Genomic DNA, 17,011 nt, shown 5'->3' on the forward strand with positions numbered 1-17,011 from the left:
ACTATCATAGAATGATGGGATGAATGTTGAGGAGAGCCCATGCCCCTGACCTCACCCCGGCGCTCCGCCCTGGCCGACCAGGTGATCGCGCAGCTGCGCGCCCAGATCACCTCCGGTGAGTGGCCGGTCGGGTCGCGGATCCCCACCGAGGCCCAGCTGGTCGAGCAGCTCGGGGTGGCCCGCAACACCGTCCGCGAAGCGGTCCGGGCGCTCGCGCACAACGGACTGCTCGACATCCGGCAGGGCTCCGGCACCTATGTGCTGGCCACCAGCGAGCTGGCCGGGGTGATGCACCGCCGCTTCACCGACGCCGACCCCCGGCACGTCGCCGAGCTGCGCAGCGCCCTGGAGGCGTCCGCCGCGGCGCTCGCCGCGCGGCGGCGCACGGACCGCGACCTGAAGCAGCTGGACGCGGCCCTGGCCCGGCGCGAACGCGCCTGGGAGTCGGGCCGCACCGAGGCCTTCGTCGACGCCGACGCGGCACTGCACCTGTCCGTCGTGGCGGCCTCGCACAATGACGTGGTCGCAGAGCTCTACGCCGACCTCGGCGAGGTGCTGCGGGCCTTCCTGCGCGCGGACGTCGGCGAGGAGCTGCGCCCCGAGCAGTACGTGGACCACGCCCGGCTGGTCGAGGCGATCCGGGCCGGTGATCCGGAGGCAGCCTCCGCCGAGGCCTCGGCGCACGCCTTCAGCTGCCGCTTCAGTCCAGCATCCCGGTGACCCAGACCTCCTGGATCTCCTTCCAGCAGCGGTCGCTGAGCGTGACGGTCTCCGCGGGGCCGACAGGGACGGGGGCTCCGTCGACGTCCGGGTCCCACCACTGGCGGCACTCGATGTGCAGTTGCACGCTGTCCAGGTCAGGGTCGGGGTTGAAGCACACGGCGACGCCCTCGCTGCCCTGCACCGAGGTCCGGCACTGCGCGACGTCCGGCAGCCGTGCCGCGGCCCCCGCCGCCGCGGCCGCCGGGCCCACGCCCGCGGCGAGCGCCGCGAGCGCCGCAGCGACGCACACGTAGGCACGCACGATTGACGCCCTCCCTCCGCTCACCCCCACACAGCCATCCTCGCGGCCCGGAGCGCCCGGCCACCCGGTCTGCTGGGCCGAACGGGGGACAACGCCCCGAACACGCGTACGGCCCCGGCGCCACCCGAAGGCGGCACCGGGGCCGTACGCGAAGGGGCCGGAACGCCCCGTACGGTCAGGCACCACGCGGCGCGAGCCGCTACGCACCCCCCGCGCGCGGGCCGCCGCCGACGTGGATGATCTCGCCCGGGACCCGGCCCTACCCGCCGCCCTCACAGCTCGGCCCTGGAGGGCCTCCACGGCTACGGCACGGCTGCGCCGGACACCGCCCGCCGGCGGCCCACCGGCAGGCACCCCCGCAAGGCACCCACCGGTCCACACGGCGCAAGCCGCTACGCACCCACCGCGTGCAGACCGCCGTCGACGTGGATGATCTCGCCCGTGGTCTTGGGGAACCAGTCGCTCAGCAGTGCGACGACACCGCGGCCGGCCGGCTCGGGGTCGGCGAGGTTCCACTCGAGCGGGGAGCGGTGGTTCCAGACGTCGGCCAGCTCGCTGAAACCCGGGATGGACTTGGCGGCCATGGAGCCGATCGGGCCGGCCGAGATCAGGTTGCAGCGGATGTTCTGCTTGCCGAGGTCGCGGGCCATGTAGCGGGAGGTGGCCTCCAGCGCCGCCTTGGCCGGGCCCATCCAGTCGTACTGGGGCCAGGCGTACTGCGCGTCGAAGGTCAGGCCGACCACCGAGCCGCCCTCCTGCATCAGGGGCAGGCAGGCCATGGTGAGCGACTTCAGCGAGTACGCGGAGACGTGCATCGCGGTGGCGACGGACTCGAACGGCGTGTTGAGGAAGTTGCCGCCGAGGGCGTCCTGCGGCGCGAAGCCGATGGAGTGCACGACCCCGTCGAGGCCGCCCAGCTCCTCGCGGACCACGTCGGCGAGCGAGGCCAACTGCTCGTCGTTGGTGACGTCCAGCTCGATGACCTTCACCGGCTTGGGCAGCTTCTTGGCGATGCGCTCGGTGAGCGTGGGCCGCGGGAACGCCGTGAGGATGATCTCGGCGCCCTGCTCCTGGGCGAGCTTCGCGGTGTGGAAGGCGATGGAGGACTCCATCAGCACACCGGTGATGAGGACGCGCTTTCCAGCGAGGATTCCGCTCATGATGCTCAGTGACCCATGCCCAATCCGCCGTCGACGGGAATGACGGCTCCGGTGATGTATGCGGCCTCGTCGGAGGCGAGGAAGCGGACCGAGGAGGCGATCTCCTCGGGCTGCGCGTAACGGGCCAGCGGGACCTGGCCGACGATGTTCTTCCGCTGCTCGTCGGTGAGTACCCGGGTCATGTCGGTGTCGACGAAGCCGGGAGCGACCACGTTGACGGTGATGTTGCGTGAGCCGAGCTCCCGGGCCAGGGAGCGCGCGAAGCCCACCAGGCCGGCCTTGGACGCGGCGTAGTTGGCCTGGCCCGCCGAGCCGAGCAGCCCCACCACGGAGGAGATCAGCACGATGCGGCCCTTGCGGGCCCGCAGCATCTTCCGCGACGCGGCCTTGACCACGCGGAAGGTGCCGGTGAGGTTGGTGTCCAGGACGGTCGTGAAGTCGTCGTCGGACATCCGCAGCAGCAGCTGGTCGCGGGTGACGCCGGCGTTGGCCACCAGCACCTCCACCGCGCCCTGCTGGGCCTCGATCTCCTTGAAGGCCTGCTCGACCTGCTCGCCGTCGGTGATGTCGCACTTGACGGCGAAGAAACCCTCCGGGGGCTCGCCCGAGCGGTAGGTGACGGCGACCTTGTCGCCCGCGTCGGCGAACGCCCTGGCGATGGCGAGGCCGATACCCCGGTTTCCTCCGGTGACGAGAACCGAGCGGCTCAACGGATCACCCTTTCCCTAGAGGTCTGGTACTCCAGAAAACTATCTGCCTACCTCGCGGTACGGAGAATCGACCCCCGACAGGGGCATGTGCGAGTCGCTGTCGAGTCCCTACAGAAAACCGCAGGCGGGCGGATTGTCGGAGCGGCATGATTCACTGCGGAGACATTGGCCATCGGGCAGAAGGGGAGGCCGTCGTGCCCCATGAGGTCGATCAGTCATTCCTGGCGCTGCCGCTGCGGGCGCTCGCCGACGCGGCACTTGCGCGCGCCCGCGCCCTGGGGGCCGAGCACGCCGACTTCCGCTTCGAGCGGGTGCGCAGCGCCTCGTGGCGCCTGCGTGACGGCAGGGCGTCCGGCTCGTCGGACACCACGGATGTGGGCTACGCGGTGCGCGTGGTGCACGGCGGCGCGTGGGGCTTCGCCTCCGGGGTCGACCTGACGATGGACGCCGCGGCGCGCGTGGCCGGGCAGGCGGTGGCGATGGCGAAGCTGTCGGCCAAGGTGATCGCCGCGGCGGGCTCCGGCGAGCATGTGGAGCTGGCCGCCGAGCCGGTCCACTCCGACAGGGTGTGGGTCTCCTCGTACGAGATCGACCCCTTCGAGGTGCCCGATGCCGACAAGACGGGTCTGCTGTCCGAGTGGAGCGGCCGGTTGCTGGCCGCCGACGGCGTGTCGCACGTCGACGCCTCCCTCATGACCGTCCACGAGAACAAGTTCTACGCCGACACGGCGGGGACGACCACGACCCAGCAGCGGGTGCGGGTGCACCCGGAGCTGACCGCCGTCACGGTGGACCCGCGGTCCGGCGAGTTCGACTCGATGCGGACCCTCGCGCCGCCGGCCGGCCGTGGCTGGGAGTACCTGACCGGCACCGGCTGGGACTGGGACGCGGAGCTCTCGGAGATCCCCGGGCTGCTCGCCGAGAAGATGGCCGCGCCCTCGGTGGAGGCGGGCTCGTACGACCTCGTGGTCGACCCGTCGAACCTGTGGCTGACCATCCACGAGTCCATCGGCCACGCCACCGAGCTCGACCGCGCGCTGGGCTACGAGGCCGCTTACGCGGGCACGTCCTTCGCCACTTTCGACCAGTTGGGCAAGCTGCGCTACGGCTCCCGGCATATGAACGTCACCGGTGACCGCACCGCGGAGCACGGCCTGGCGACCATCGGTTACGACGACGAGGGCGTCGCCGGGCAGTCCTGGGACCTGGTCAAGGACGGCGTCCTGGTCGGCTACCAGCTCGACCGCAGGATCGCCCGGCTGACCGGGTTCGAGCGCTCCAACGGCTGCGCCTATGCGGACTCCCCCGGCCACGTGCCGGTGCAGCGGATGGCGAACGTGTCGCTGCAGCCCGCGTCGGACGGGCCGTCCACGCAGGAGCTGATCGGCGGCGTCGAACGCGGCATCTACGTCGTGGGCGACCGCTCCTGGTCGATCGACATGCAGCGCTACAACTTCCAGTTCACCGGTCAGCGCTTCTTCAGGATCGAGAACGGCCGGCTGGCCGGACAGCTGCGCGACGTCGCCTACCAGGCCACCACCACAGACTTCTGGGGCTCCATGGAGGCCGTCGGCGGGCCGCAGACCTACGTCCTGGGCGGTGCCTTCAACTGCGGCAAGGCCCAGCCGGGCCAGGTCGCCGCCGTCTCGCACGGCTGCCCCTCCGCGCTCTTCCGCGGCGTCAACATCCTCAACACCACGCAGGAGGCCGGTCGATGAGCGCCGTTTCGAAGCCCCACGAGATCGTCGAGCGCGCCCTGGAGCTGTCCCGGGCGGACGGCTGTGTCGTCATCGCCGACGAGGAGTCCTCGGCGAACCTGCGCTGGGCGGGCAACGCCCTGACCACCAACGGCGTGACGCGGGGCCGCGCCCTCACCGTGGTCGCCACGGTGAACGGCTCCCAGGGCACCGCCTCGGGCGTGGTGTCCCGCGCCGCGGTCACCGCCGACGAACTGGAGCCGCTGGTGCGGGCCGCGGAGGCGGCCGCGCGCGCGGCGGGTCCTGCCGAGGACGCCCAGCCGCTGGTCGAGGGGGTGCCGGCGAGCGCCTCCTTCACCGAGCCGCCGGCCGCGACCTCCTCCGAGGTGTTCTCCGCCTTCGCGCCTGCCCTCGGCGAGTCCTTCGCCTCGGCGCGGGCCGGCGGCCGGCGGCTGTACGGCTTCGCGTATCACTCCGTCACCTCCACCTACCTGGGCACGTCCTCGGGGCTGCGGCTCCGGCACGACCAGCCCAGCGGCACCCTGGAACTCAACGCCAAGTCCGAGGACATGTCGCGCTCGGCGTGGGCCGGTACCGCCACCCGCGACTTCACCGACGTCGACCCGGCGGCCCTCGACGCCGACCTGGCGCAGCGCCTGGCCTGGGCCGAGCGCCGGATCGACCTGCCCGCCGGGCGGTACGAGACGCTGCTGCCGCCGTCCGCCGTGGCGGATCTGGTGATCTACCAGCAGTGGAGCGCGGCGGCCCGGGACGCGGCGGAGGGCCGTACGGTCTTCAGCCGACCGGGCGGGGGCACCAGGGTCGGCGAGAGGCTGTCGGAACTGCCGCTGACGCTGCGCAGCGACCCGGCCGAACCGGGGCTGGAGTCGGCGCCTTTCGTCATCGCGCACGCCTCGGGCGACGTCGCGTCGGTCTTCGACAACGGGCTGCCCGTCGAGGCGACCGACTGGATGCGCGAGGGCGTGCTCAACCGGCTGTCCACCACCCGGTACAGCGCAGCCCTGACCGGGCTGCCGTTCGCGCCGTCCGGGGGCAACCTGATCCTGGACGGCGGCGGCAAGCGCTCGCTGGAGGAGATGGTGGCGGACACCGAGCGCGGCCTGCTGCTGACCTGCCTGTGGTACATCCGCGAGGTGGATCCGGCCACCCTGCTGCTGACCGGGCTGACCCGGGACGGTGTCTACCTGGTGGAGGGCGGCGAGGTGACCGGTGTGGTGAACAACTTCCGGTTCAACGAGTCGCCGGTGGACCTGCTGGGCCGGGCCACCGAGGTGGGCCGCACGGAGCGGACGCTGCCGCGCGAGTGGGGCGACTGGTTCACCAGGGCCGCGTTCCCGGCGATGCGGGTCCCGGACTTCAACATGAGCTCGGTCAGCCAGGGGGTCTGACCAGGACGATGGGTGGGGCGATGGACGAGAGGCAGACGGTCAAGGTCTCGAAGTTCCTGGCGCGGGTGCTGCGGCACGACCCGGCCTCGATCGGGATCAGCCTCGACGAGGCCGGCTGGGTGGACGTGGACGAGCTGATCGCCGCGTCCCGCCGGTCGGGCCGGAGTTTCTCGCGCGCCGACCTCGACCACGTCGTGGCCACCAACAACAAGAAGCGGTACGCCTTCTCGGAGGACGGACGGCGGATCCGGGCCAGCCAGGGGCATTCGGTCGAGGTCGACCTCGGCCTCTCCCCGGCGGAGCCGCCGGCCGTCCTCTTCCACGGCACGGCGAGCACCACCCTGCCGATCGTGCTGCGCGAGGGGCTCAAGCCGATGTCCCGGCAGGACGTCCACCTGTCCGCGGATGTGGAGACGGCCGTGCGCGTCGGTGCGCGGCACGGCCGTCCGGTGGTGCTGGCGGTGGACGCGGCGGGGCTGGCCGCCGCGGGCCATCTGTTCCGGGTGAGCGCCAACGGCGTGTGGCTCACCGACCTGGTGCCGCCGACACATCTGCGGCAGCACCTCCTCTGAGCGGGGCGCTCCCGTCAGGCGGCGGTCCGCCGCCTGCCGCGGATCGAGGCCCACAGCGGGGTGATCACGGCGACCACGAGGATCGCGCCCAGGATCTGCAGTACGTGGCGGATCCAGTCGATGCCGCTGGTGTGCCGGACACCGACCCACCCGGCGACCGCGTTGCCCAGCAAGGCGCCGAGGATGCCGCAGATGATGGTGAGCCACCAGGGGATGTCCTGCTTCCCCGGCAGAAGCAGCTTCGCCAGGAAGCCGAGAACGATGCCGACGATGATCGCCCAGATCCAGTTCATGCGGCCAGTCTGAGCACAGGCCGGGTACGCCGCATGCGGAGGGCGGCCATACGCCGTACGGCGGGTGTTGTCGTACCCGGAGGGCCTCCCCGGTCTCCACTGCGGCGGACCCACGGCGTAACGTGGACCATGCCGGAACCGGGTGGCTTCCGGCGTTTCGAGCAGGTGGTGGAACGTGATGCGGAAGCGTAGCGGTACCGAGGTCTTCCGGATCACCGGGACTGCGGCAGGGCTCACCGAGGACGTCCGCGGACGGCAGCGTCGCTACATGATCTCGATGTCGGTCCGCACCGTGTCGTTCATCCTGGCGGTCGTGCTGTGGCACGTCTCAACGCCTCTGGCCTGGATCGCGCTGGTCCTCGGTCTGGTGCTGCCCTACGTCGCGGTCGTCATCGCCAACGCCGGCCGGGAGAACGCGCCCGGGCTGCCCTCGGCCCGTATCGCGCCGCCCGCTCGGCCGGCGCTCGGCCCCGGCGAACCCCTGCTTCCGGCGGAGCGGACCACGGAACGAGACGAACGGTCCCACTCCGGCCAGGACTGAACCTTTTCCACCGCTCCGAAGCTCAAGAAAACCTCAGATCAATCATGGGTATCCACTCCACTGCGGGCCTTTCCGCGTGACATACTGCGTACGCGCTCCGCATCCCCCGTCGGAGCGACGGACCGACGCCGGGCGGCTCCCCCCGTGGCTGCCCGGCGTCGCCATGTTTGGATGGGGTTCGTGAACGACGAATCGCCGATCTGCTCCGCCAAGGGCTGCCGCACCCCCGCCGTCTGGGTGCTCGCCTGGAACAACCCGAAGATCCACACGCCCGAACGCCGCAAGACCTGGCTGGCGTGCGAGGAGCACCGCGAGCACCTGTCGTCGTTCCTGGGCGTTCGCGGCTTCCTGAAGGACGTGGTGCCCTTCGAGGAGTGGCAGACGAGCTCAGCCGCCGATGGCTGACATGGGCCGCTCGGGCTGCAGGAAGGTGGGGTCGTCCAGGCCGGAGCCGGCCTTCTTGCCCCACATCGCGGTGCGCCAGAGCTCGGCGATCTCCTCGTCGGAGCCGTCGGAGCGCAGCGCGGCGCGCAGATCGGTCTCCTCCCGCGCGAACAGGCAGTTGCGCACCTGACCGTCGGCGGTGAGCCGGGTGCGGTCGCAGGCCCGGCAGAAGGGCCGGGTGACGGAGGCGATCACACCGACCCGGGCGGGGCCGCCGTCCACCAGCCAGCGTTCGGCGGGGGCGTGCCCACGGGCCTCGTCGGGCTCGGCGGTCAGCGCGAACCGGGTCCGCAGGCTCTCCAGGATCTCCTGTGCGGTGACCATGTCGCTGCGCTGCCAGCCGTGCTGGGCGTCGAGCGGCATCTGCTCGATGAAGCGCAGTTCGTAGTCGCGCTCCAGCGCCCAGGCCAGCAGCTCGGGGGCCTCGTCGTCGTTGATGCCGCGCATCAGCACGGTGTTGACCTTGACCGGGGTCAGGCCCGCGGCGTGGGCGGCCTCCAGGCCGCGGACGACGTCCTCGTGGCGCTTGCGGCGGGTGAGGGTCTGGAAGACATCGGGACGCAGGGTGTCCAGGGAGACGTTGACCCGGTCCAGGCCGGCCCCGCGCAGCGCGGCCGCGGTACGGGCCAGGCCTATGCCGTTGGTGGTGAGGGAGAGTTTAGGGCGGGGCTCCAGCTCCGCGCAGCGCTCGACGATACCGACGAGGCCGGGGCGCAGCAGGGGCTCGCCGCCGGTGAAGCGGACGTCCCTGACCCCGAGCAGGGTGACGGCGATCCGCACCAGCCGGACGATCTCGTCGTCGGTGAGGAGTTCCGGCTTGCCGAGCCACTGCAGCCCCTCCTCGGGCATGCAGTAGGTGCAGCGCAGATTGCACCGGTCGGTCAGCGAGACCCTCAGGTCGGTCGCGATCCGGCCGTAGGTGTCGATCAGCACGGCGCGCCTCCCTCTGGGGCTGGGTCGGTGGGACGGCAGTGCCGTCCCGTTACTTCGCAGCCTACGGGACGGCACTGACCTTCCACAGTCTGTTTAATGCGCTCCGGCTCCGGTGAGGGAGCGGACCTCCAGCTCCGCGTACTTGCGGTCGGCGTCCTCCTCGGGCCTGGACAGGAGCGTGCCCACCAGACCGAGCAGGAAACCGACGGGGATGGAGACGATCCCGGGGTTCTCCAACGGGAACCAGTGGAAGTCCACACCGGGGAACATCGCGGTCTCCTTGCCCGAGACCACGGGCGAGAAGACCACGAGGAACACGGAGGTGATCAGGCCGCCGTAGATGCTCCACAGCGCCCCGGTGGTGTTGAAGCGCTTCCAGAACAGGCTGTAGAGGAGCGTGGGCAGGTTCGCGGAGGCCGCGACGGCGAAGGCCAGGGCGACCAGGAAGGCGATGTTGAGCTTGCCGGCGAAGATGCCCAGCAGGATCGCCACGGCCCCGATGGCGATCGCCGCGATCTTCGCCGCCGCGACCTCCTCCTTCTCGCTCGCCGTGCCCTTGCGGATGACGTTGGCGTACAGGTCGTGCGCGAAGGACGACGAGGAGGCGAGGGTGAGACCCGCGACCACCGCCAGGATGGTGGCGAAGGCGACCGCGGAGATCACGGCGAGCAGGATCGCGCCGCCGGTGGAGCCCGCGCCGCCGCCGACCTCCTGGGCGAGCAGCGGGGCCGCGGTGTTGCCGGCGGCGTTGGAGGTGGTGATCGTCTCCGGGGTGAGCAGGGCGGCGGCCCCGAAGCCCAGCGCGATCGTCATCAGGTAGAAGCAGCCGATGATGCCGATCGCCCAGTTCACCGAGGTACGGGCGGCCCGGGCGGTGGGCACGGTGTAGAAGCGGATCAGGATGTGCGGCAGGCCGGCCGTACCCAGGACGAGGGCCAGACCCAGCGAGATGAAGTCGATCTTCGAGGTCGAGGTGACGCCGTACTTCAGGCCCGGCTCCAGGAAGGCCGCTCCCTTGCCGCTCTTCTCCGCGGCCGCGCCGAGCAGCGAGGACAGGTTCCAGTTGAACTTGGCGAAGACCAGGAAGGTGATCAGCAGCGTGCCGCCGATCAGCAGCACCGCCTTGACCATCTGCACCCAGGTGGTGCCCTTCATGCCGCCGATGGTCACGTACAGCACCATGACGACGCCGACCAGGATGACGATCAGGCGGCGCGGCCCCTCACCGGTGATGCCGAGCAGCAGCGCCACCAGGGCGCCCGCGCCGACCATCTGGGCCAGCAGATAGAAGATGCTGACAACGATGGTCGAGATGCCCGCGGCCGTGCGCACGGGGCGTTGCCGCAGCCGGAAGGCGAGGGCGTCGGCCATGGTGAACCGGCCGGAGTTGCGCAGCGGTTCGGCGACCAGCAGCAGCGCCACCAGCCAGGCGACGAGGAATCCGATCGAGTAGAGGAAGCCGTCGTAGCCGACGAGGGCGATGGATCCCGCGATGCCCAGGAAGGACGCGGCCGACATGTAGTCGCCGGAGATCGCCAGCCCGTTCTGGAAGCCGCTGAAGGAGCGGCCGCCGGCATAGAAGTCGGTGGCGTCCTTGGTCTGGCGGCCGGCCCAGACGGTGATGCCGAGCGTCGCGATGACGAAGACCGAGAACAGGGTGATGATCAGCGGCCGGTGTTCGCTCGCGCCGACCGCGACCACCTGGACTCCCGTGGTGTGCAGCGCGGTCATGCGGTGGCCTCCGTGCTCTCGGTGTCGTCGGTGTCGTCGGCGCCCCGGGGGCCGGGGCCTTCCAGACGCGCCTTGATGTCGGCGGCACGGGAGTCGAGTTTGGCGTTCGCGTGCCGGGAGTACCAGACGGCGATGCCGAAGGTGGTGGCGAACTGCGCGAGCCCGAAGACCAGGGCGATGTTGATCTGGCCCACGACCTTGGTGTCCATGAAGCCGCCGGCGTAGTTCGACAGCAGGACGTACAGCAGGTACCAGGTGATGAACGCGACCGTGAGCGGGAACGCGAAGGAACGGTAGGAACGGCGCAGTTGGGCGAACTCCGCGCTCGCCTGCACCTCGGCGTAGGAGTCGGCGGACGGGGGACCGGAGGTTGCCGACGGTCGTGCGGGGTCCACGATGCCTCCTGTGGGGGGCGGACTTTGAGAGGGCGCGAGCACGCGACGCGTCCCACGCGGGCGCACGCGGCGCCGACGTGAGCTACGTCACGCAATGATCGGACCCGCGCATGGTAAAGGCGCGACCACGGCCTTCGACAGGGGGCGGTAGTTGAAAACTGATTCTTCTTCGGAAACCGGAACCTGAGCTTTCTTTACCGATCCATTGATAGGGCGCCGACGGCGGCGATAGCTTCCAGCGTCATGTACCCGTCCAAGGGCAACCCTGCCGCCAGGACGGGTGTCTGGACGATTGGAGATCCCATGGCTCCACTGCCAAGACGGCGCCGCGCCTTCTCGATACCCATCGGTGTCGCGGTGGCGAGTGCTCTCGCCTTCCTGCCGAACGCCGCCTCGGCCGCCACCGCCGGATCCGCCTCGGGCGGCGGCAGTTCCGCGTACGACGGCCCGGCGCTGTCGTACGTGGTCAACACCAGCACCGACCGGGGAACCCTCAAGTCCGTGGAGCGGGCCGTGTCCCGCAACGGTGGTGACGTCGTCACCACCTACGACCGGATCGGCGTGATCGTCGTCCACTCGGCGAACCCCGCGTTCGCCTCCCAGATGCGCAAGGTCCGCGGCGTACAGACGGCCGGTGCCACCCGCACGGCCGCGCTGTCCACGGCGTCGACGACCGATCTGGGCGCGGTGCAGGCGATCACCGCGGCCGACGCCGCCCGGGCGAAGGCCGCGGCCACCGCCGGGCAGGAGCCGATGGAGGCGGACCAGTGGGACCTGCCGGCGATCCGGGCCGACAAGGCCGCCCGGATCAACCCGGGCAGCGGCAAGGTCACCGTCGCCGTCATCGACACCGGTGTCGACGACACGCACCCGGACCTCACCGCCAACTTCTCGGCGTCGCAGTCCGCCAACTGCGTGGGCGGCAAGGCCGACACCAGCCCGGGCGCATGGCGTCCGTACACCCCGGACGCCTACCACGGCACGCACGTCGCGGGTGAGATCGCCGCGGCGCGCAACGGGATCGGCGTGGCCGGTGTCGCCCCGGGTGTGAAGGTCGCCTCCATCAAGGTGGCCGACCCCGGCACGCAGTTGTTCTTCCCGGAGAGTGTGGTCTGCGCCTTCGTCTTCGCCGCCGACCACGGCGTCGAGATCACCAACAACAGCTACTACATCGACCCGTGGCTCTACAACTGCTTCGGCGACCCCGACCAGCGGGCCATCGTCGACGCCGTCAACCGGGCCGCGCAGTACTCCCACAAGAAGGGCGTGCTGAACGTCGCCTCGGCGGGCAACTCCAACCACGACCTCGACTCCGACGCGATCGTGGACGCGACGAGCCCCGACGACACCACCGCGGTCACCCGGACCATCGACCCGCATGTCTGCTGGGACCTCCCGACCCAGCTGCCGGGCGTGGTCACCGTCTCCGCGACCGGCGTGCAGAACCTGAAGTCGTACTACTCCAGCTACGGTCTGGGCGTCGTCGACGTCGCGGGCCCCGGCGGCGACCGCTACCAGATCCCCGCCACCCCCTCGGCCAACGGGCGCATCCTGTCCACGCTGCCCGGCAACACCTACGGCTACCTGCAGGGCACGTCGATGGCCAGTCCGCACGTGGCCGCCGTCGCCGCGCTCATCAAGAGCCGCCACCCGCACGCCTCCCCGGAGCAGCTGCAGTGGATGCTCAAGGCGCAGGCGGACGACCCGGGTTGCCCGACGGGTCTGTACGACCCGGACGGCAACGGTGTGCAGGACGCCACCTGCACCACCGGCCGACACGTGACCAGCTTCTACGGCCACGGCCTCGTCGACGCCCTGGACGCCGTCACGAAGTGACGCGCCCCGCGTGATGCCAGGAGCGCCCGGCAGGATCCCCGCCGGGCGCTCCGTCGTCCGGGCGTTCGGCTGCCCGGGCCGGGGTCAGGCCTTGACCAGGACCTTCAGCGCGACCCGCTCGTCCATCGCCTTGTAGCCGCCCGGGACATCGTCCAGGCCGACGGTGAGGTCGAAGACCGGGGACGGGTCGACGGTCCCGTCCAGGACGTCCGGCAGCAGCTCGGGGATGTAGGTGCGGACCGGGGCGACGCCGCCGCGCAGGGAGACGTTGCGGTCGAACATGTCGCTGAGGTCGAGGCCGGTGCCGCTGCCATGCGGGACGCCGACGTAGCCGACGGCGCCGCCGTCACGGGTGATGGCGACCGCGGTGCGCATCGACTGCTCGGTGCCGACGGCCTCGATGACCGCGTGGGCGCCGTGGCCGCCGGTCAGTTCGCGGACCGCCGTGACGGCGGCCTCGCCGCGCTCGGCGACGACGTCGGTGGCGCCGAAGGTGCGGGCGACGGCGGTGCGGGCCCCGTGCCGGCCGAGCGCGATGATCCGCTCCGCGCCGAGCCGCCTGGCGGCGAGCACGCCGCACAGCCCGACCGCGCCGTCCCCGACGACCGCGACCGTGGCGCCCGGCCGCACGCCCGCCCCGACGGCGGCGTGGTGGCCGGTGCCCAGCACGTCGGAGAGGGTGAGCAGACCGGCCAGCAGGCGGTCGTCGGAGAGCGCCTCGGCAGGCAGCCGTACGAGGGTGGCGTCCGCGAACGGCACGCGTACGGCCTCGCCCTGGCCGCCGTCGGAGCCGACCTGGCCCCAGAAGCCGCCGGCCGCGCAGGAGGTCGTCAGGCCCTCCGCGCAGTAGGCGCACGTACCGTCGGACCACACGAAGGGCGAGACGACCAGATCGCCGGGCTTCAGCCCGGACACCTCTGAGCCGGTCTCCTCGACCACACCGAGGAACTCGTGCCCGATGCGCTGTCCCGGCTGCCGGGCCGACTCGCCGCGGTAGGCCCACAGATCGCTGCCGCAGATGCAGGCCAGGACCACGCGCACCACCGCGTCGGTGGGCTGCCGGACCGCCGGGTCCGGCACCTCCTCCACCCGGATGTCGTGGGGGGCGTGGATCACGGTGGCGCGCATACGGAGGTCGTCCTTGCTGGCTGTACGAATGGAGTCGTACAACGGTACCGGCCCGTGGCGAGCAGGAACTGCGCGCCGAGATAGGTGAGCATGATCCAGAAGTCGGCCGCCGCGAGCTGCGGCAGGCCCGCGAGCCGGGTCGCGAGCAGGGTGTCGGAGAGCAGGAAGAGCCCCCCGCCCACCGCCGTCGGCCACGGGCCGAGTGCGGCTGCACCGGCCGCCATCGCCGTCAGCAACAGGCTGTACGCGGCGACCGGGAGCCGCAGCCCGGAGGGCAGGCCCGGCCACACCACGACGAGCACGGCGAGCCACACGGCCGCGTAGCCGGCCGCCGTGAGGGCCGCCCGCCGCCGGTCGGTGAAGGCCCCGCGGGCGGTGAAGAGAGTCAGGTAACAGACGTGCCCGGCCGCGAACGCGCCCATCCCGGCGAGGAAGGGCACGTCCCCGTCGAGCTGCAGCAGCACATCCCCGGCCCAGCCGCACAGCAGCGCGCCGACCAGCCGCCGGGGGCCGCCCCGCAGCGCCGCGCAGGCCGCGAGCAGCGGCACCAGGACCGGCTTGGTGAGGTGGCCGGCCACCACGAACCCCGCGAGCTGCGAGGCCAGGTGGACGACGGCCACCACCGCGAAGGCGGCGAGCGCCGCACGGGCCGCGCGCTCCCGCCTCACGCCGCCGACTCCTCGCCCCGCGGACGCCAGCCGGGACCGCGCAGGACGTGGCCCGCGCGGTCGCGCCAGGTGCGGGCGGCGACGACGTCGCGGGCGATGGCGGCGTACTCGTGGGTGGCCACGCGCAGCGGGTTGAAGGTGGTGATGTTCTTGGTGAGTCCGAAGACCGGACGCTCGCCCTCCGCCGCGAACGAACCGAACAGCCGGTCCCAGACGATGAGGATGCCGCCGAAGTTGCGGTCCAGGTAACCGCCCTGCGAGGCGTGGTGCACGCGGTGGTGCGAGGGCGTGTTGAGCACGAACTCGACCGGGCGGGGCAGCTTGCCGATCCGCTCGGTGTGGATCCAGAACTGGTAGACGAGGCTGAGCGAGGAGCAGAACGCCAGTGCCGCCGGGTGGACCCCGCAGACGATCACCGGCAGGTAGAACACCCACGAGGTCATGCCGGTCCAGGGCTGGCGCAGCGCGGTGGAGAGGTTGAACTTCCGGCTGGAGTGGTGCACCACATGGCTCGCCCACAGGACGCGGATCACGTGGTGGCCGCGGTGCTGCCAGTAGTAGAAGAAGTCCTGCGCGAGCAGCATCAGCGGGATCGTCCACCACACCACGGGCACCCTCAGCGGGGTGAACGCGTACACAGCGGTGTAGACCGCGACGATCGGGATCTTCCAGAGGAAGTCGAAGAAGAGGCTGCCGAGTCCCATCGACAGGCTCGTCGCGGTGTCCTTGGCGGCGTACCCGGCGGCGTCCTCGTCCGGATGGATCCGGTAGCTGACCAGCTCCAGGACGGTGAGCAGCACGAACGCGGGTATGGACCACATCACGGCATCGGGCAGTTGCGGCATGCGCGCACTTTAAGGGCGCGCGGCGGCCCCGGCTAGAGGTCGTTACCGATCGGTTCTACCCGGCGGTACGGGCGGGATTGCGCGGGACTTCCGCCGGGCCGGCCGCCGCGGCGCGGGTGGAGGCCAAACGGGGTCGCACAAGGGGCGGTTGACGCACGAGGGCGGCGCCCGGCGAGGGCCGCACGCCACCGCCGACCCGTCCGCCGCGGGATCCGACGGTGCGCCAGGGGCGGGTGGCGGCGGGCACTGTCGGTGGCCGCCCGTATTGTGTTCCTCCATGCACGCGCCCCAGCTTCCGCAACCGTCGTGGCCAGAGGCCTACCCCGACGGATACGCCGTCGTGGACGTCGAGACCACCGGCCTCGGCCGCGACGACCGGATAGTGTCCGCGGCCGTCTACCGGCTGGACGCGCGCGGCGAGGTGCAGGACCACTGGTACACCCCGGTCAACCCGCAGCGAGACCCGGGCCCGGTGTGGATCCACGGCCTCACCTCGGACATGCTGGCGGACGCCCCGCTCTTCCGCGAGGTCGCCGCGGAGCTGGCGGAACGACTGTCGGGCCGGGTGTTCGTCGCCCACAACGCGGTCTTCGACTGGTCCATGCTCGCCCGGGAATTCGCGCGGGCGGGCACCGTGGCCCCCGTGGAGCACCGGCTGTGCACCATCGTGCTCTCCAAGGCACTGGGGCTGCCGCTGACCAACCACAAGCTGGAGTCCCTGGCGGCGCATTTCGGTGTCGTCCAGCAGCGCGCCCACCACGCCCTGGACGACGCGCGCGTGCTGGCGGAGGTGTTCCGCCCCAGCCTGCGGCAGGCCGCGGCGGGCGGACTGCGGTTGCCGCTGCACGCCTGCCGCCCGCTGACGGAGTGGATCGACACGGCCGTCCCCGCGCAGTCGGTCGCCGCGGGCTACCGCACCACGTACCGGCCGATGAGCTGGCGGCCCTCGCGCAAGCGGCCCGCCTGCCCCTACCCCAACCCGGGGCGGCTGGAGGCCGGGGGACCGCTGGTGCAGGGGATGCGGGTCGCCTTTTCGGGCGACACGAGCATCGACCGCGAGCTGCTGGAGGACCGCGCCACCGAGGCGGGTCTGCACGTGTCGTCCTCGGTGAGCCGGCTGACCAGTCTCCTGGTGACCAACGACCCGGACTCGCTCACCACGAAGACGGTGCGAGCCCGGCAGCTCGGCACCCCGGTCGTCGACGAGCGCCGCTTCGCCGAGCTGCTGAGGGACGTCGCCCCCGCGCCGGACGTGCACGGCTGACGCCGCCGTTCGAGTGGTGCGCCCGCGACGCACCCGGTCACCGATTGCCGCGCCGGGGACCGGCCAGCACCCTGGGCCTCATGGCCCGATGCGAAGTATGCGGAAACGACTACGTGATGAGCTTCGAAGTGCACGCCCAGGGGGCCGTGCACGTCTTCGACAGCTTCGAGTGCGCCATCCACCGGATGGCGCCGATCTGCGAGCACTGCCGGGTGCGCATCGTCGGCCACGGAGTCGAGGTCGACGGCCACTGGTATTGCGGCGGTCACTGTTCGAAGGCGGAGGGCCGCAGCGGCATCGTGGACCGGGTCGGCTCGCTGCCGGGCGGCGGCTGATCCCGTCGACCGCGCCGCGACACCGC

General features: G+C 71.5%; 19 protein-coding genes. 9 read left to right on the forward strand and 10 right to left on the reverse strand.

Annotated elements, in window-relative coordinates; translation table 11 throughout:
* Positions 1-39: 39 nt before the first annotated feature.
* Positions 40-720, forward strand: a complete 681-nt coding sequence (locus tag AC3EUJ_RS20905; protein WP_431963524.1) for a FadR/GntR family transcriptional regulator — start codon at positions 40-42, stop codon at positions 718-720.
* Here the strand turns inward: AC3EUJ_RS20905 and AC3EUJ_RS20910 are convergent.
* The 3 genes from AC3EUJ_RS20910 to fabG all read right to left on the reverse strand — a co-directional run bounded on the left by AC3EUJ_RS20910 (position 701) and on the right by fabG (position 2,894).
* Positions 701-1,024 carry a hypothetical protein gene (locus AC3EUJ_RS20910; protein WP_431963525.1) on the reverse strand — a complete coding sequence of 108 codons (324 nt, stop codon included), beginning with the start codon at positions 1,022-1,024 and terminating at the stop codon, positions 701-703. The two genes, AC3EUJ_RS20905 and AC3EUJ_RS20910, sit on opposite strands and share 20 nt — an antisense overlap.
* A 392-nt stretch (positions 1,025-1,416) precedes the next feature.
* Positions 1,417-2,184, reverse strand: a complete 768-nt coding sequence (gene fabI, locus AC3EUJ_RS20915; protein WP_431963527.1) for an enoyl-ACP reductase FabI — start codon at positions 2,182-2,184, stop codon at positions 1,417-1,419.
* A gap of 5 nt (positions 2,185-2,189) precedes the next feature.
* Complete coding sequence (fabG, locus tag AC3EUJ_RS20920; RefSeq protein ID WP_431963529.1) at positions 2,190-2,894, reverse strand: 3-oxoacyl-[acyl-carrier-protein] reductase; 705 nt, start codon at positions 2,892-2,894, stop codon at positions 2,190-2,192.
* A 194-nt stretch (positions 2,895-3,088) separates the two neighbouring features.
* Between fabG and AC3EUJ_RS20925 the strand changes: the two genes are divergently transcribed.
* Genes AC3EUJ_RS20925 through AC3EUJ_RS20935 form a run of 3 tightly spaced genes read left to right on the forward strand, consistent with a single transcriptional unit; the run spans position 3,089 to position 6,572 of the window.
* Complete coding sequence (locus AC3EUJ_RS20925; RefSeq protein WP_431963531.1) at positions 3,089-4,612, forward strand: TldD/PmbA family protein; 1,524 nt, start codon at positions 3,089-3,091, stop codon at positions 4,610-4,612.
* Positions 4,609-6,000, forward strand: coding sequence for a metallopeptidase TldD-related protein (locus tag AC3EUJ_RS20930; RefSeq protein ID WP_431963533.1), 1,392 nt, complete (start codon positions 4,609-4,611; stop codon positions 5,998-6,000). Before AC3EUJ_RS20925 ends, AC3EUJ_RS20930 begins: the two co-directional genes overlap by 4 nt.
* Before the next feature lie 20 nt (positions 6,001-6,020).
* Positions 6,021-6,572, forward strand: coding sequence for an RNA 2'-phosphotransferase (locus tag AC3EUJ_RS20935; protein ID WP_431963535.1), 552 nt, complete (start codon positions 6,021-6,023; stop codon positions 6,570-6,572).
* Between the two features lie 14 nt (positions 6,573-6,586).
* On the opposite strand, the gene AC3EUJ_RS20940 is transcribed toward AC3EUJ_RS20935, so the two are convergent.
* Entirely contained in the window at positions 6,587-6,865 is a 279-nt protein-coding gene (locus tag AC3EUJ_RS20940; protein WP_431963537.1) for a GlsB/YeaQ/YmgE family stress response membrane protein, read from the reverse strand.
* 178 nt (positions 6,866-7,043) lie between these two features.
* On the opposite strand from AC3EUJ_RS20940, the gene AC3EUJ_RS20945 reads away from it, so the two are divergent.
* Together AC3EUJ_RS20945 and AC3EUJ_RS20950 are read left to right on the forward strand one after the other, a co-directional pair.
* Complete coding sequence (locus AC3EUJ_RS20945; protein ID WP_431963539.1) at positions 7,044-7,406, forward strand: DUF3099 domain-containing protein; 363 nt, start codon at positions 7,044-7,046, stop codon at positions 7,404-7,406.
* Positions 7,407-7,586: 180 nt separating this feature from the next.
* The gene (locus tag AC3EUJ_RS20950; protein WP_431963541.1) at positions 7,587-7,811 is read left to right on the forward strand and encodes a hypothetical protein; all 225 of its coding nucleotides are present in this window, start codon (positions 7,587-7,589) and stop codon (positions 7,809-7,811) included.
* On the opposite strand, the gene moaA is transcribed toward AC3EUJ_RS20950, so the two are convergent.
* The 3 genes from moaA to AC3EUJ_RS20965 all read right to left on the reverse strand — a co-directional run bounded on the left by moaA (position 7,794) and on the right by AC3EUJ_RS20965 (position 10,909).
* On the reverse strand, positions 7,794-8,783 hold the full coding sequence (gene moaA, locus AC3EUJ_RS20955) for a GTP 3',8-cyclase MoaA (RefSeq protein WP_431963543.1): 990 nt from the start codon (positions 8,781-8,783) through the stop codon (positions 7,794-7,796). The two genes, AC3EUJ_RS20950 and moaA, sit on opposite strands and share 18 nt — an antisense overlap.
* Before the next feature lie 93 nt (positions 8,784-8,876).
* The gene (locus AC3EUJ_RS20960) at positions 8,877-10,514 is read right to left on the reverse strand and encodes a solute symporter family protein (protein ID WP_431963545.1); all 1,638 of its coding nucleotides are present in this window, start codon (positions 10,512-10,514) and stop codon (positions 8,877-8,879) included.
* Positions 10,511-10,909, reverse strand: coding sequence for a DUF485 domain-containing protein (locus tag AC3EUJ_RS20965; protein WP_431963547.1), 399 nt, complete (start codon positions 10,907-10,909; stop codon positions 10,511-10,513). Before AC3EUJ_RS20965 ends, AC3EUJ_RS20960 begins: the two co-directional genes overlap by 4 nt.
* A gap of 303 nt (positions 10,910-11,212) precedes the next feature.
* On the opposite strand from AC3EUJ_RS20965, the gene AC3EUJ_RS20970 reads away from it, so the two are divergent.
* Complete coding sequence (locus AC3EUJ_RS20970) at positions 11,213-12,745, forward strand: S8 family peptidase (RefSeq protein ID WP_431963549.1); 1,533 nt, start codon at positions 11,213-11,215, stop codon at positions 12,743-12,745.
* Between the two features lie 84 nt (positions 12,746-12,829).
* Here AC3EUJ_RS20970 and AC3EUJ_RS20975 read toward each other — a convergent pair whose 3' ends face one another.
* Genes AC3EUJ_RS20975 through AC3EUJ_RS20985 form a run of 3 tightly spaced genes read right to left on the reverse strand, consistent with a single transcriptional unit; the run spans position 12,830 to position 15,386 of the window.
* A complete protein-coding gene (locus AC3EUJ_RS20975) occupies positions 12,830-13,873 on the reverse strand; it encodes a zinc-dependent alcohol dehydrogenase family protein (protein ID WP_431963551.1) in 1,044 nt (347 codons plus the stop codon).
* Positions 13,858-14,541, reverse strand: a complete 684-nt coding sequence (locus tag AC3EUJ_RS20980) for a lysoplasmalogenase (RefSeq protein ID WP_431963552.1) — start codon at positions 14,539-14,541, stop codon at positions 13,858-13,860. The genes AC3EUJ_RS20975 and AC3EUJ_RS20980 overlap by 16 nt, the downstream gene beginning before the upstream one ends.
* Complete coding sequence (locus AC3EUJ_RS20985; RefSeq protein WP_431963554.1) at positions 14,538-15,386, reverse strand: sterol desaturase family protein; 849 nt, start codon at positions 15,384-15,386, stop codon at positions 14,538-14,540. The genes AC3EUJ_RS20980 and AC3EUJ_RS20985 overlap by 4 nt, the downstream gene beginning before the upstream one ends.
* Before the next feature lie 277 nt (positions 15,387-15,663).
* Between AC3EUJ_RS20985 and AC3EUJ_RS20990 the strand changes: the two genes are divergently transcribed.
* A complete protein-coding gene (locus AC3EUJ_RS20990) occupies positions 15,664-16,650 on the forward strand; it encodes a DEDDh family exonuclease (RefSeq protein ID WP_431963556.1) in 987 nt (328 codons plus the stop codon).
* 80 nt (positions 16,651-16,730) lie between these two features.
* The gene (locus AC3EUJ_RS20995) at positions 16,731-16,985 is read left to right on the forward strand and encodes a hypothetical protein (protein ID WP_431963558.1); all 255 of its coding nucleotides are present in this window, start codon (positions 16,731-16,733) and stop codon (positions 16,983-16,985) included.
* Positions 16,986-17,011 lie beyond the last annotated feature (26 nt).

It is taken from the genome of Actinacidiphila sp. bgisy160, assembly GCF_057707815.1.